The following is a 14,242-nucleotide window of genomic DNA, read 5'->3' as shown; positions in this document are numbered from 1 at the left end:
GCTTCGCCGTCCTTTTAAGGATGGTATCCGTTTCAGCGAGAAATATAAGGATAATTTATTGTTGAAGCATATAAATTCTTATATTTTAAAAAAGGAAGTTACGCTAATGAAGCCAACCATCAGAGATGTTGCCAAAATGGCAGAGGTGTCGATCAGTACTGTATCCCGCGTGATGAATGCACCGAATACAGTAGTTGAGAGTAAACGCAGCCGTGTAATTGAAGCCATAGAGAAGCTGAAGTATCAGCCCAATGCCTTCGCCCGGGGATTGATTTACAAGAAGTCTTATATGCTGGGCTTGCTTATCCCTGATATTGAGAACCTTTATTTTGCCGGAGTGATCCGGGGAATGCAGGATGCCTGCATTAAGCTGGGTTACAGTCTGATGATCTGCAATACCGACCGTGATAAGGACCGGATGCTGAGCTACATTGATACTTTTCATGAGAAGCAGGTCGATGGGATTGTGTACGCCAGTGATGTCCTGTACCCGGAATGTTATGAGAAGCTGACCGGCTGCAGAATTCCCTTTGTGCTGGTCTCATCCCACTCGGAAGAATTCGATGTGCCTACAGTGGAGATTGATGATGAAAAGGCAGCCTGCGACGCGGTCAGATTTCTGATCGAGCTGGGTCACACCGAAATCGGCATGATCGGGTTCGATCATGTGAATTCCGTGTCAGGCCCACCTAGGTATGACGGCTTTGTAAGAGCATTAACAGAAGCCGGACTTGAGTACAATGTGGAGAAGGTCAGATATGCCAATCACCGTTTTGAGCATGCCTATCAAGCTACGCATGAGCTGTTTGCGGATTATCCGGAAGTGACGGGCTTATTCTGTGTCGCTGATGAGTTCGCGATGGGGGCAATCTCGTATTTGAAAGACCGTAATATTCTGGTGCCGGGCCAGGTATCCGTTATCGGGTTCGATAATCTGCGGATGTCGGGGATGTTCATTCCGAAGCTGACGACAATTGCACAGCCGATTTATCAACTGGGCTATAGAGCCGCCGAGAAGCTGCATGAGCTGCTGACCACCGGCAAGGTGGAAGTAACCACAGAAAAAATGGAGCATAAGCTGATTGTGAGGGAATCCTCACGGGAACGATGAGTCCTGTATACTTTGAAAAGCTTTTCACAAGAGTAGGATGAAGGCTAATTATTTTCAATATAGTATTGGTAGCGCATACAACCTAAGACAGTCTTATGCTCCACTACTTCTTGCAAGGAGGTGATCCCGCAGGTAAGCGAGCAACAACCGAACGTAAGCACAAGAAATGCAGTCTCACAAACCATAATTAAAGGGGATGTATGACGAATGAAAAAGGCTACGGGACGAAAACTGTCACTCGCCATGGTGCTATGCTTATCCTTCACCATGCTGCTTAGCGGTTGCGGCGGGAATAATAACACGAATAATGCGGCTAAGACTGATCCGCCAGCGACTACAGAGGCACCGGCTGCATCTAACAATCAGGCATCACCTGATCCTACAGAGGCCGCTGCTCCGGGCTCACCGCTGGATTTGGCTATGAAAGGTGATTATAAAGGAACCAAAGTCACGATGTTCGGACCCTTCGTAGATGCTGACCAGGTGAAATTCGAGAAAAGCATCAAGGAATTTGAAGACAAGACCGGCATCGACATTCAATATGAAGGCTCCAAGGAATTCGAAGCGACGATCAATATCCGCGTCGACGGCGGAAATGCGCCGGATATCGCTGACTTCCCGCAGCCTGGCCTGCTGGCCTCCATTGCCAAAACCGGCAAGGTGGTTGACCTGACAGGAGTGCTGGACCAGGAGAAACTGAAGGCCAACTACAATAAAAGCTGGCTCGATATGTCGACTATGGATGGCAAAGACGGCAAGATTATGGCCGGGATCTGGAACCGCAGCAATGTGAAGAGCCTGGTGTGGTATCCAAAAAAACAATTCGAAGAAGCCGGATATAAAGTTCCGGAAACCTGGGATGAGATGATGGCACTGACTGAGCAAATCGCCAAGGACGGCGATCCGGCCTGGACCATCGGTATCGAGAGTGGTGCGGCTACAGGCTGGGCGGCAACGGACTGGGTAGAGAACATCATGCTGCGGACAACCACGCCGGAGAACTATGACAAATGGGTGAAGGGTGAGCTGCCGTTCACTTCCCCGGAAGTGAAGAACGCCGTTGAAGTCATGTCCAAGATCTGGCTCAACAAGGATTATGTCTATGGCGGAACCAAATCGATCGTAACTACAGCCTTCGGGGATGCTCCTAAACCGATGTTTGAGAATCCTCCAAAGGCCTGGTTCAACCTGATGGGCAACTTTATCACAAGTTTCTTCCCGGAAACCGCTAAGGTGGATCAGGATTACGACTGGTTCTACCTGCCGCCGATTGATCCGCAGTACGGCAAGCCGGTGCTGGTAGCAGGCGATATCTATGCCATGTTCAATGACCGTCCGGAAGTCCGTGCAGTAATGGAATTCTTCACTACCGGTGAATCCATCAAGAGCTGGGTGCAGTCCGGCGGTGTAATCGCTCCAATGAATGATGCTTCTCTGGATTGGTACACCTCTGAATCCGACCGCCGCATGGCGAAGCTGGTGCAGGATGCATCCACGCTCCGTTTTGACGGTTCTGACCTGATGCCGGGTAAAGTGGGTGCGGGTACGTTCTGGAAAGGCATGACCGACTATGTGAGCGGAACGGCAACACTGGATAAGGCTCTGGAACAGATCCAGTCAGGCTGGAAAAACTAAGCGGAACTTATTAAGTCATATATTCATCTAAAAGCGGGGCAGTGTGCAGTGAGTATGGCCTGTCCCGCTTTTTCTCTGTTAACGTATTCTGACCGAACAGATCGACCATGTACAAGGCTTACGAAGAAAGCTTTGCTCGGCAAAACCAGAGCCTATGCTTGCGAGGAAGTTTTGCTCTAGCAAAACTTATAGGAGGAGCTAATATGGATGCACAAATAAAGCCGGAATCCAGTGTTGCGGGTGCCGGGGCGAAGCAGAAAATCAGCCTCAGGGCGGTGCTCCTGTCCCTTGTTGTACTACTCTCCAACATCGTTATCAACGGTGTGATTTTCATGTTTTTCCGGGATTCCACGCTGAATCCGCTGCTCACGGCGGTTCTTGCTGTACTGTGGGGCGTGCTGGGGGTGTATCTCATTTACTATACGCTGACCTGGGCGGTGGAGCAGTACCCTGACTATATCCGCAGGAAGGTGCTGCCGTATATTTTTATCGGGCCGGCTGTGATCATTCTGGGCTGGCTGCTGGTGTTGCCTGCACTGCGTACGTTGTACTTGAGCTTCTTTAATGCTTCCTCGGAGAAATTTGTCGGACTCAGCAACTACGCTGCGATATTCAGCGACCACCTCATGGCGACTGCACTGCGTAATAATCTGCTCTGGGTGTTCGTGGGGACGCTGGCTTGTGTCTGCTTCGGGCTGCTCATCGCCATCCTTGCCGACCGCAGCAGCTACGAGAAAATCGCCAAGTCGATCATCTTCATGCCGATGGCTATATCTTTTGTAGCCGCAGGCGTAATCTGGAAATTCGTCTATTACTATCAGCCGGGTGATGAGCAAATCGGACTGCTGAATGCGGTCGTGACCTATTTTGGCGGCGAGCCGCAAGCCTGGACGAGTATGCTGCAGCCCTGGAATAACTTTTTTCTCATTGTCATTTTGATCTGGATGCAGACCGGGTTTGCGATGGTCATTTTCTCTGCTGCGATCAAAGGGGTCCCTGACGATATTCTGGAAGCTGCGCGCGTGGATGGGGCGGGTGAGGTGAAGATTTTCTTTGGGATTATGATTCCGATCATTTCTGCGACAATCCTTACCGTTACCACCACCATTATCGTCTTTACATTGAAAATATTTGACGTCGTCATGGTGATGACAGGAGGTCAATACGATACGGAAGTGGTAGCGACACAGTTCTACCGGCAGTTCTTTATGTACCGTAATTTCGGGTACGGCTCGACGCTGGCTATTGTTCTCCTGATCGCGGTCTTGCCGGTTATTATTATTAATCTTCGACAGTTCCGCAAGCAGGGGGGATTCTAAATGGTCGGCAAAAAGAAAAGAAAAGGCGGCAAAACCATCGTCAATCTGGCACTGGGTGTCATTTGTTTTATCTGGCTGCTTCCCACGCTGGGCCTCTTTATTTCCTCGTTCCGTCCGGCAGCGGATATTCTGCAGACCGGCTGGTGGAAAGTGTTCCCCCATCAGGAGTGGAAGGCAGGCGAAACGCTGCAGCTGTCCAAGGATGTGGATCTGCGCCAGCCGATTGAGGTGAACGGCAAAACCTATACAGACGACCAGTTGAAGGCAGGCGTGGAGGTGGATGACAGCCGTCTGATGTGGGAGAACCGCAGAGCGCGCACGGTCAATATGCAGGAGCAGGGCTGGGAGACCAAACCTGATTTTACACTGGATAATTACAATAATGTGCTGTCCGGCAAAGAGTACAAACTCAAGGAGGCCGACGGCAGTGAAACGGTACAAAAAGGAACGGGGCTGTCGCAGGCCTTCTGGAACACGCTGACGATTGCGGTTCCGGCTACGGTTATTCCGGTGCTGATCGCCTCTTTTGCCGCGTATGCCTTCGCTTGGCTGCGGTTCCCGGGCCGCAAAACACTGTTCGTGATCATTATCGCCATGCTCGTGATTCCGATTCAGGTCGCACTGATTCCTGTGCTTAAGGATTATACCGCACTGGGTCTGAACGGAAGCTATCTGGGGATCTGGCTGGCGCATACCGCCTTCGGTCTGCCGCTGGTCACCTATTTCATGTATAACTTCATCAGCCAGCTGCCTAAGGATTTGTTTGAATCGGCCTTTATCGATGGCGCGAGCCATTTCACCATCTTCAGCAGACTGATTCTGCCGCTGTCCGTTCCTGCCCTGGCTTCCATCGGGATCTTCCAATTCCTGTGGGTATGGAATGATTATCTGGTCTCGCTGATCTTTATCGGCAACCAGCCTTCGGTTCAGGTTATGTCGATGAAGATCGCCGATCTGGTCGGCTCGCGCGGCAACGACTGGCATCTGCTGACCTCGGCGGCGTTTATTTCGATGCTGATGCCGCTGGCGATTTTTTTCCTGCTGCAAAAGTACTTCGTCCGCGGCCTGATGGGCGGTTCAGTGAAAGGATGATGAAAGAGCTGGAGGGTTCATAAGAGTCTCGCGATCAGGAGGAGATGTTCAAGATGAAGATGAAGCCCTATGAGCATTCGGCGGCACTGTATCCCTACCGGGATTGGAGCCTTCGTGAGGATGCCTACGAGGATGAGCACAACCAGAGAAGCGAGAGCGTGTTCGCGCTGGGCAACGGATATATCGGCATGCGCGGCAATTTTGAGGAAGGTTATCATGGCCTGGCGGGAACCTCGGTGGCCGGCAACTACTTGAACGGATTCTTTGATTCTGAGCCCATTGTGTATCCCGAGGGGGCGTACGGGTATCCTGAGCGCTACCAGGCCATGCTGAATGTAACCGATGCCCGGATCATCGAGCTGAGTATTGAAGGCCATGCCTTCCATATGAACAGTGGTACGGTACACCGCTACGGGCGCTGGCTGGATATGCGAAGCGGCATCCTCCACCGTGAAGTGGAGTGGGAATCGCCGGCAGGCCACCGTGTACTGCTGCAGATCCGGCGGATGGTGTCCCTGAAGCATAAGCATCTCGCCGCTACTCACTACAGCGTAACGGCGCTTAATTTCGACGGTACGCTAACGTTCAGTTCCGCCATGGACGGGGATATCGTCCGGCAGGAGGCAAGCGGAGATCCCCGGCTCGGATCGGGTAGCCGTGAACCAAGCCTGCTGCTGGAAGGCACGGGTTATGATGAGACTGCAGGAATGCTGTGGATGAAGCAGCGGACCCGGCATACGCAGTTCGCACTGCTGACGGCGATGAGCCATAAGCTGCAGGCGGACTCCGGCCATGAGGTAAGCCGCCACCTGACCGGTCCGCGGATCTCGGTATGTTATACCGCTGAAGTGCTTAGTGGACAGAGTGTATCGCTCAGCAAGTATATTTCGTATCATACCTCCAAGGATTATGATGAAGAGGAACTGCATAGCCGGAGCATGGCCGTACTGGAGATGGCAGCGGATTGCGGCTTTGACGGGCTTGCTGCTGAACAGCAGGCCTACCTCGATGTTTTTTGGAGTCACACGGATGTAGAGATTACCGGCGACCCGTCGCTGCAGCAGGGGATCCGCTTCAATGCCTTTCAGCTGCTGCAGTCTGTAGGACGTGACGGTGTAACCAATATCGGAGCCAAAGGCCTCACCGGTGAAGGCTATGAGGGCCATTATTTCTGGGATACCGAAATGTACATGCTGCCGTTCTTCACGTACACCCAGCCCGAAGTGAGCCGTGCACTATTGGAGTTCCGCTATGCCACATTAGGTAAAGCGCGGGAGCGGGCGGCAGTGATGTCGCAGACAGGGGCGCTCTATCCCTGGCGGACGATTGACGGCGCGGAGAACTCGGCTTATTTCCCGGCAGGCACGGCCCAGGCACATATCAATGCGGATATTGCTTATGGCATCAAGCAGTATGTGCAGGCGACAGGTGATGTAGAGTTTCTCGCCGCTAAGGGTGCGGAGGTTCTGTTTGAAACGTCGCGCTTCTGGGCGGATCTGGGCCATTTCAATCCGGCACGCGGCGGAGCCTTCTGCATTGATGCCGTAACCGGTCCCGATGAATATACAGCCATTGTGAACAATAACGCCTATACGAACCTGATGGTGCGGGATCAGCTTCTGTATGCTTTTGAGACAGCTGATCTGCTCCGCCGGGAATATCCCGGAGATTACGAACGGCTGGAACGAAGTATAGGACTGAGCACGCAGGAGGCAGAGGGCTGGCTGGAGGCTGCGGAGAAGATGTATATCCCATTTGACCGGGCCTTGGGCATCTATGCACAGGATGATACGTTTCTTAGCAAGCGGAAATGGGATTTCGAGCGCACCCCGGCGGATAAGTATCCGCTGCTGCTGAACTATCACCCGCTCGTGATCTACCGCCACCAGGTGCTGAAGCAGGCCGATCTCGTTATGGCATTGTTCCTGCTTGGTGACCAGTTCAGCCTGGCCGACAAAATCCGCAATTATCAGTATTATGAGCCGCTGACGACCCATGATTCTTCCCTGTCCCCGTGTATTCACAGCATCGTCTCCGCTGAAATCGGTGACTTGGCAGGTGCCTATGCCTACTTTGACCGCACGGTGCGGATGGACCTGGATGATATCAACCGCAACGCTAAAGACGGGCTGCACATGGCGGCAATGGCAGGCTCGTGGATGTCGATCGTGAACGGCTTCGGTGGAATGCGCCAGTATGACGGCGTGCTGTGCTTCCATCCGGCGCTGCCGGAGCAGTGGCAGAGCTACCGCTTCAAAATCACATCCAGGGGCCAGCTGCTGGATGTGTATGTAGACCGTGAGGCGGCAGTTTATACGCTGCTTGAGGGGGAAGGCCTCACGATCCGGCACCTGGAGCAGACGCTGCAGCTGTCTCCGCGGGAGCCGGTGACCGTCTCGCTTGCGAGACGGCTGGAAGCGGTGATCTTCGATCTGGACGGCGTAATTACTGACACGGCCGAATATCATTATCTAGCCTGGCTGGCGCTGGCCGATGGCCTGGGGGTGCCCTTCAGCCGGGAGAAGAATGAACGGCTGAAAGGCGTGAGCCGCATGGAGTCGCTGGACATCGTGCTGGAGGACAGCGGCCTGAGCCTCCCGGAAGCCGAGAAGCTGCGGCTGGCGGAGCAGAAGAACGATCATTACAGGGAAATGATCGGGCGGATCACCCCGGAGGACCTGCTGCCGGGGATCCCGGAGCTGTTAGATTCCCTGCGGGAGCGGGGAATCCTCTTGGGGCTGGCCTCGGCGAGCCTGAATGCTCCGCAGATTCTGGAGCGTCTCGGCGCAGCCCGCTGGTTCCAGGCGATCGCCGACCCGGCTGGTCTGCGGAAGGGCAAGCCCGACCCGGAGATCTTCCTGCAGGCGGCGGAGCTGCTTGGGGTCACGCCGGGCCATTGCATCGGCGTGGAGGATGCGGCAGCGGGCGTAGCCGCTATCAAGGCTGCCGGCATGACAGCAGTAGGTATCGGAAGCGCAGCCCAGCTCGGTGCGGCTGATCTGCTGGTACCCGGGCCCTCGGGGCTGAGTGTAGAGAAGCTTATGGAGCTGATCCAGCTCTAAATGGAAATACCCCGTCTACCCTCCATGGTTGGAGGAGAGACGGGGTATTCGCATTTAGAACTACGTTCCGGAATGGAGGCTCTGTTCCGAATATGTATTAGAGCCAGCCGGTTACAGCAGATGTTGATCCGGGAAGATTTGCTCCAAGTGATGCTTCATGTGATCTAGATAATCTTCAATTAACCATTGCAGGGTGACGGTTCCGCCGTTCTCCATCAGGAAAACAAGCGGGTTCTTCTCACTGCCTTTCAATCTAAATTAAAAATATTGAAATTCCGGAAAAATAGGCTGATCCCGGTTCACATTACGGCTAGTATGGGAGAGGTGGTTGTATTTCGTACAACTACAAACGCGTCTCACGTTTGCTGTTCGCAATCCACCGCTTTCGTCATGCGGTTCGCTCTCGTCCATGCTTTATGTCGTGGCCCCCTCCGCGAGTTCTACCGGCAAAATATTCTCGGCAGCAACGGAGGCGCCTTCGACCTGCTTCACGATCAGTTCTACCGCCAGCCGGCCCATCTCATCCATCGGCTGGCGGATGGATGAGATGGCGGGATGGAAGAGGCTGCGCAGTGCGATTCCGTCATAGCCGATAATCCGCACATCTTCAGGCACGCTGCGGCCGCTCTCCCGGCAGGCTTTCAGTGCGTAGGCAGCGATGAGGTCGCTGCCGGCGAAGATACCGTCAATCTCGGGATGCTCCCGGAATAGCTGCTCCAGCAGCCTTTCATAAGCCTGCATATCGAAACTGTTATTGTCCGTATGCAGTGAAGTTTGCCATACGCCATGCTCCCGGGCCGTATCGGCAAAAGCCTCATACCGGAGGTGGGATAAGAGGTTCAGCTGAGGATGACCGCCAATATGGGCGAGCTTCCGGCAGCCCTTTTCTATTAATAATGTGGTAGCCAGCTGTCCTCCGGCATAGTTGTCTGAACAGACATAAGGGATATCCGGTGAAATCTGCCGGTCAAAGGTGACCAGGGGCAGATTCATTTGCCGGTAAGCTTCTACTTCCAGCGTATGACTGCCCATAATGATGCCGTCGACCCGGCTTGCGCGCAGCATATCGATATACTCAAGCTCTTTGATTTTGTCTTGTTGGGAGTTGCAGAGCAGCAGCTTATACCCGTTCCGGTAGGCATGCTCCTCAATCCGGCTCGTCAATTCACCGAAGAACGGCAGTGAGACGTGGGGAATAATCAGTCCGATAATATTGGACCTGGAGCGGCTCAGCGAACGGGCCAGCTCATTGGGTCTGTAGTTTAGTTCCTCCATCGCGGCATAGACCTTTTTCTTCAGTGCGTCGCTTAAGTAGCCTCTGCTGTTCAGCACCCGGGATACGGTTGTCGCTGATACGCCCGCTTTGAGGGCTACGTCTTTTATGGTAGGCATAACATAAGGTCTCCTGTCTAAGGGGTTACTGCTAATTTATTCTATCCCCTATGCCTTAAGCTGTCTAGAAAACCCCGGTTTGAAAAAATAAACGTTCCCCGTATAATTAAATGAAAACGATATATAAAGAGGGAAGCTGAAGCTGGTCAACGAATTAGTATATTGTCGAAACTCCTCGTTTTGTGATGCGGCTCTAAAGGGTGTGGGGACCTGCCTTTGGAGTATGAGGAAGACTTTGGGATAGATGCATGGGGGTATACTAATGGGCGTAGGGAGATTTCATCTCAAAGGTTTGCAGAGCTGGCTTGTGCCTCTGATTCTGTGTGTCATGCTGTGGGCATTTCTGTATCCGTCATTCACCGCCAGCGCCGAGGAGGCTCTTCCGAAGAATGTGCTGGTACTTCATTCCTATCAGAAGGGTTTCGAGTGGACGGATGAACAAAGCACGGGTATCGAAGAGACTCTGAAAGGTACAGGCAATGTGCCTTTGATCTATACGGAGTATATGGACTGGAAACGCTACCCAAGCCAGGAAAATCTCCAGCAATTGTACAATAGATTGAAGTTCAAATACCAGAATAGCCCTATCGATGCCATCATTACCACAGATGACGCCGCGCTTAGCTTCGCCTTGAAATACCGGCAGGAGCTCCTGCACGATGCGCCGATTATATTCAGTGGTGTCAATGAACGGGGTGTGGCCAGCATCCGGGACAAGCATAATCTGACCGGTGTGATCGAACAGATCAACTCTTCCCAAACGATACAAATGGCACTGCATATTAACCCCCTGATCCGCAAGGTGTATGTTGTATTTGACAACTCTGAAAGCGGACTCTCCACGGGCCAAATGGTTATGGATCAGATTACCTCGCTCCATCGGGGTCTCGAGATCATTCCTATGAACCGTTTCTCCATTGAACAAATCAAACAAAACGTCTCTTCCCTTTCTTCAGACAGTATTGTGCTGATGACTACATATTATAGCGATTCCACCGGCAGAATTATCGAGTTTGATAGATTCGCCAGTGAGCTGGCGGACAGCAGCAGCGTACCGGTATACCATTTATATGATTTCGGCCTGAACCATGGAGCTTTTGGCGGAAGCCTGATTAGCGGCAAAATCCAGGGCCAGACTTCAGCCAGCCTGGCGCTGCGTATTCTTCAGGGGGAACATGCCGATGAACTGCCCATTGTTACAGATGGCACCAAACGGAATGTTTTCGACTATAACGAGCTTCGGCATTTTGACATTTCCGTGAATAAGCTGCCGAAGGGCAGCGAGATTATCAACAAACCTTTTTCCTTCTATGAAACCTATAAGACGCTGGTTCTGAGCATTATCGCTGCTTTTGCCGTGCTGGTGACCTTTATCTTTATCTTGTTGTTCTACGTCCAGCTGGTGAAGCGGATGAGAAGCAACCTGGAGAAAAGCAATGAGCGCTTTAGTCTCGCTGCCTATGGTTCGGATGCGGTGATCTGGGACGTGGATATGTCCACAATGATCTATTATTTCTCGGACAGCTGGTATGAGCTGCTGGGCTATGAACGTGATGAGATTAATGAGAGCCATGGGGGATGGAGGGACATTGTCCATCCTGAGGATGCAGAGCAGCAGGAAAAAGCGCGGTCACAGCATCTGGAGGGACGCTCTTCCTATTATTATGCGGAATACCGGATGCGCTCTAAGTCAGGGGAGTATAAATGGTTTCAGGCCCGGGGTAAAGTGCTGCGGAATGCAGCCGGAGGGTATGTCCGTTTTGCAGGATCGATGATTGATGTTACGGACCGTAAGGGCTATGAGAGTAAGCTCCAAATGAGCTATCAGGAGCTGGAGTCCACTTATGAGGAGCTTACGGCACTGCAGGATGAGCTTCTGGAGCAGTATAACAAGGTCGTGGAGAATCAGGAGCTGCTGCAGACCAGTGAAGAGAAATACCGGTATTTGGCCTATAACGATATCCTGAGCGGTCTGCCAAACCGTCTGTCACTGTCTGAAGAGCTGGAGAATTTTATCGAAGAGCATCCGGACGGGCAAGCCGCACTCTTTTTTCTCGATATCGATAACTTTAAATACATTAATGACACCATGGGCCACACCTTGGGTGATCAGCTGCTGGTGAAGGCGGGTGAACGGCTGCTGGAATTATCAGACGGGCGGTGTTTGCATTTCCGTTTTGGCGGGGATGAGTTTGTGATTCTGATCAAGGATATTGACGGATATTCTGAGGTGGTTTTCTGTGCGGAGTCGCTGGTTCAGGGCTTCGGTGAGCCTTTTGAGCTTAATGACAGCAGTGTGCATATCTCGGTCAGTATCGGAATTGCCAGGTATCCGGAGAATGGGACCAGTGCCGGTGAGCTGTTGAAGAATGCCGATATCGCGATGTATAAGGCGAAGGAGGAAGGCAAGGGCACTTATGTCATGTATGGTGAGGAGATGCAGCGGCATTTTGATGAACGGATGATTGTGGAGCATCACTTAAGAAATGCGATTGCGAACAATGAGTTGTCGCTGCACTATCAGCCGCTGGTGGATATCGGCTCAGGAGACATCTGGGGCTTTGAGGCATTACTCCGCTGGAATAGTCCTGTGCTTGGCTTTGTGTCTCCGCTGTCATTTATCACGATCGCCGAGGATTGCCGGCTGATTGTTCCGATTGGCGAATGGGTCCTCCGGAATGCCTGCCGCTTCACGAAGGAGCTGCACGCACAGGGTTACGAAGGTTATCGCATCTCGGTCAATATCTCAGTGATCCAGCTGATGCTGGATGACTTCACGGAAATGGTACTGACTATACTTAGGGAAACTGGGCTTGCACCGGAGTATCTGGAGCTGGAGATTACGGAGTCAATCTTTATGGAATCCTTCGAAGCGATCAGCTCCAAGCTGGAATCTCTGAAGCAGAAGGGGATTGGTATTGCGCTGGACGACTTCGGGACAGGTTACTCCTCGCTGAGCTATCTGAAGCAGCTGCCGATTACCACACTGAAGATCGATAAGTCTTTTATCGACAGTATTGATGCACCGAACAATATGTCGCTGGCCAGCTCCATTGTCACTATCGGACATGATATGGGACTGAACGTAACCGCCGAAGGCGTAGAGACACAGGACCAGCTGGCTTTCCTGGAGCGTACAAACTGTGATAAGATCCAGGGCTACTTTATCAGCAGACCGATCCCGGAAAAAGAGGTCGCCGCCTGGGTTGCCGCCAGAACTGCCGGCTGAACCTGAGGAGAATTTGAGAGTCAATGTCCGAAGCGCAAATGGCCAACCCGCTCTGAAACAACGGCAGAAACGCCGTTGTTGGAGCGCCGATGGCAGCCACTGTAGAGAGGGTAATCATTTGTACCTTTTTTCAGGGTGCAATAGCTTCTACTTCAATTTCAATCAGCAGATCGGGGTCGATCAGCGCTTGTACCTCAACCATTGTCGCAACAGGCTGAATATCCTTGAAAAACTCCCCATGAGCTTTTCCGAATTCCTCCCATTTGGAGATATCCGTAACAAACATTCTGGTTCTTACAACATTTGCGAGGCCTGCGCCCAATTCGCCAAGCGCCTTCTCAATAATCTCCAGGATATACCGGGTCTGCCCATAGGGATCCCCTTTACCGACAACTTCCCCGTCCTTCATCGCTGTTGTTCCTGCCACTTCAATCCGGGTCCCAACCCGGATGGCCCTGCAGTACCCTACAGTGGACTCCCAAGGCGAGCCTGTAAACACTTGTTTTCGCTCCATAACAGTTCTTCTCCCCCTACGTAAGTTCTTTAGCTCATTTCATATCCTCTGTATTTCAGCGGTTGTCCCCGGGAGCAGCTTCTACGCTGTGAATGTAATCCTTCATTTGAAGCATATCCAGCAGGGCAATCTCCCTGCCCTTGAACTGAATCCAGCCCTGATCACGCAGAATCCCCATTTCACGGGAAAGTGAAGGCCTTGCTGTATTTAAATGCTCTGCCCATTCTTTTCTGCTGAAAGGAAGGCGGATCTGATCGGAAGACTGCAGTTCAGCTTGCTCCAGCAGGAAATCGACAATCCGGCGCCGCAATGGGCCTGCGGAGAGCATCTCAATCTTCCGGTTGACCAGCACCAGACGCTCGGACAGGTTCTCAATGAACCGGGTCAGCATGTCTGTATCTGCCGTGAACATGCGCAGCAGCTCCTGCTTGCCGATGAACATAATGGTACAGGGGTCAGCGGCGGTTGCCGTGGCGGGAACGCTGTTGTTCCTGCGGAACAGAACGGCTTCGCCAATGGTCTGCCCTTGATTCAGATGGGCGATGGTGACACCGCTGCCGGTGGGATGGTTCTTCTGCACCTCCACCCGCCCGGAGAGCACGATGCCTAGACGGTCAGCCGTATCACCCTCAGCCAGGATTACGGCTTTCTTCGGATACTCGCTGACGGTGTAGATCATTTTTTGCAGCAGCGCTTCAATCTCTTCCACAGACCGTCCCCGAAACAGCAGACAGGCCTGCAGCACAGCAGGGTGCGGTTTCATAGATTTCCTCCTGAATTTTAAGTATCCGGTAACATCCGTTACCGATTGTTCGACGAAAGTCTACTACAATTACTGGTAACTGTAAAGGCGGGATGAAGAGGTCCTCGCAAGGTTCCAATAACCCA

9 protein-coding genes are annotated in these 14,242 nt (G+C 52.4%); 6 read left to right on the top strand and 3 right to left on the bottom strand.

What is annotated here, in order from left to right:
* Nucleotides 1–106: 106 nt before the first annotated feature.
* The 5 genes from A3842_RS27245 to pgmB all read left to right on the top strand — a co-directional run bounded on the left by A3842_RS27245 (nt 107) and on the right by pgmB (nt 8,219).
* The gene (locus A3842_RS27245) at nt 107–1,111 is read left to right on the top strand and encodes a LacI family DNA-binding transcriptional regulator (RefSeq protein ID WP_074088437.1); all 1,005 of its coding nucleotides are present in this window, start codon (nt 107–109) and stop codon (nt 1,109–1,111) included.
* A 207-nt stretch (nt 1,112–1,318) separates the two neighbouring features.
* Nucleotides 1,319–2,746 carry an ABC transporter substrate-binding protein gene (locus A3842_RS27240; protein ID WP_074103386.1) on the top strand — a complete coding sequence of 476 codons (1,428 nt, stop codon included), beginning with the start codon at nt 1,319–1,321 and terminating at the stop codon, nt 2,744–2,746.
* 203 nt (nt 2,747–2,949) lie between these two features.
* The gene (locus A3842_RS27235) at nt 2,950–4,065 is read left to right on the top strand and encodes a carbohydrate ABC transporter permease (protein WP_074103385.1); all 1,116 of its coding nucleotides are present in this window, start codon (nt 2,950–2,952) and stop codon (nt 4,063–4,065) included.
* Nucleotides 4,066–5,157, top strand: a complete 1,092-nt coding sequence (locus A3842_RS27230; protein WP_074088440.1) for a carbohydrate ABC transporter permease — start codon at nt 4,066–4,068, stop codon at nt 5,155–5,157. It abuts the gene before it with no gap.
* Between the two features lie 53 nt (nt 5,158–5,210).
* Nucleotides 5,211–8,219, top strand: coding sequence for a beta-phosphoglucomutase (gene pgmB / locus A3842_RS27225; protein ID WP_256701897.1), 3,009 nt, complete (start codon nt 5,211–5,213; stop codon nt 8,217–8,219).
* Nucleotides 8,220–8,633: 414 nt separating this feature from the next.
* Here the strand turns inward: pgmB and A3842_RS27220 are convergent, their stop codons facing one another.
* A complete protein-coding gene (locus A3842_RS27220) occupies nt 8,634–9,611 on the bottom strand; it encodes a LacI family DNA-binding transcriptional regulator (protein ID WP_074103384.1) in 978 nt (325 codons plus the stop codon).
* 262 nt (nt 9,612–9,873) lie between these two features.
* Between A3842_RS27220 and A3842_RS27215 the strand changes: the two genes are divergently transcribed.
* A complete protein-coding gene (locus tag A3842_RS27215; RefSeq protein WP_074103383.1) occupies nt 9,874–12,840 on the top strand; it encodes an ABC transporter substrate binding protein in 2,967 nt (988 codons plus the stop codon).
* A gap of 130 nt (nt 12,841–12,970) precedes the next feature.
* On the opposite strand, the gene A3842_RS27210 is transcribed toward A3842_RS27215, so the two are convergent.
* The gene (locus A3842_RS27210) at nt 12,971–13,354 is read right to left on the bottom strand and encodes a RidA family protein (RefSeq protein ID WP_074088443.1); all 384 of its coding nucleotides are present in this window, start codon (nt 13,352–13,354) and stop codon (nt 12,971–12,973) included.
* Between the two features lie 55 nt (nt 13,355–13,409).
* Nucleotides 13,410–14,117 carry a Crp/Fnr family transcriptional regulator gene (locus A3842_RS27205; RefSeq protein WP_074103382.1) on the bottom strand — a complete coding sequence of 236 codons (708 nt, stop codon included), beginning with the start codon at nt 14,115–14,117 and terminating at the stop codon, nt 13,410–13,412.
* Nucleotides 14,118–14,242: the final 125 nt, after the last annotated feature.

This window comes from Paenibacillus sp. P3E (genome assembly GCF_001909045.1).
GTDB lineage: Bacteria > Bacillota > Bacilli > Paenibacillales > Paenibacillaceae > Paenibacillus_AQ > Paenibacillus_AQ helianthi.
This window is presented reverse-complemented; position numbering and strand designations above follow the sequence as displayed.

Excerpts from the sequence above, each read along its gene's own strand:
- A3842_RS27240 (WP_074103386.1), top strand. The coding sequence starts at position 1,319 with ATGAAAAAGGCTACGGGACGAAAACTGTCACTCGCCATGGTGCTATGC.
- A3842_RS27205 (WP_074103382.1), bottom strand. The coding sequence starts at position 14,117 with ATGAAACCGCACCCTGCTGTGCTGCAGGCCTGTCTGCTGTTTCGGGGA.
- A3842_RS27220 (WP_074103384.1), bottom strand. The coding sequence starts at position 9,611 with ATGCCTACCATAAAAGACGTAGCCCTCAAAGCGGGCGTATCAGCGACA.
- pgmB (WP_256701897.1), top strand. The coding sequence starts at position 5,211 with ATGAAGATGAAGCCCTATGAGCATTCGGCGGCACTGTATCCCTACCGG.
- A3842_RS27210 (WP_074088443.1), bottom strand. The coding sequence starts at position 13,354 with ATGGAGCGAAAACAAGTGTTTACAGGCTCGCCTTGGGAGTCCACTGTA.
- A3842_RS27215 (WP_074103383.1), top strand. The coding sequence starts at position 9,874 with ATGGGCGTAGGGAGATTTCATCTCAAAGGTTTGCAGAGCTGGCTTGTG.
- A3842_RS27245 (WP_074088437.1), top strand. The coding sequence starts at position 107 with ATGAAGCCAACCATCAGAGATGTTGCCAAAATGGCAGAGGTGTCGATC.
- A3842_RS27230 (WP_074088440.1), top strand. The coding sequence starts at position 4,066 with ATGGTCGGCAAAAAGAAAAGAAAAGGCGGCAAAACCATCGTCAATCTG.
- A3842_RS27235 (WP_074103385.1), top strand. The coding sequence starts at position 2,950 with ATGGATGCACAAATAAAGCCGGAATCCAGTGTTGCGGGTGCCGGGGCG.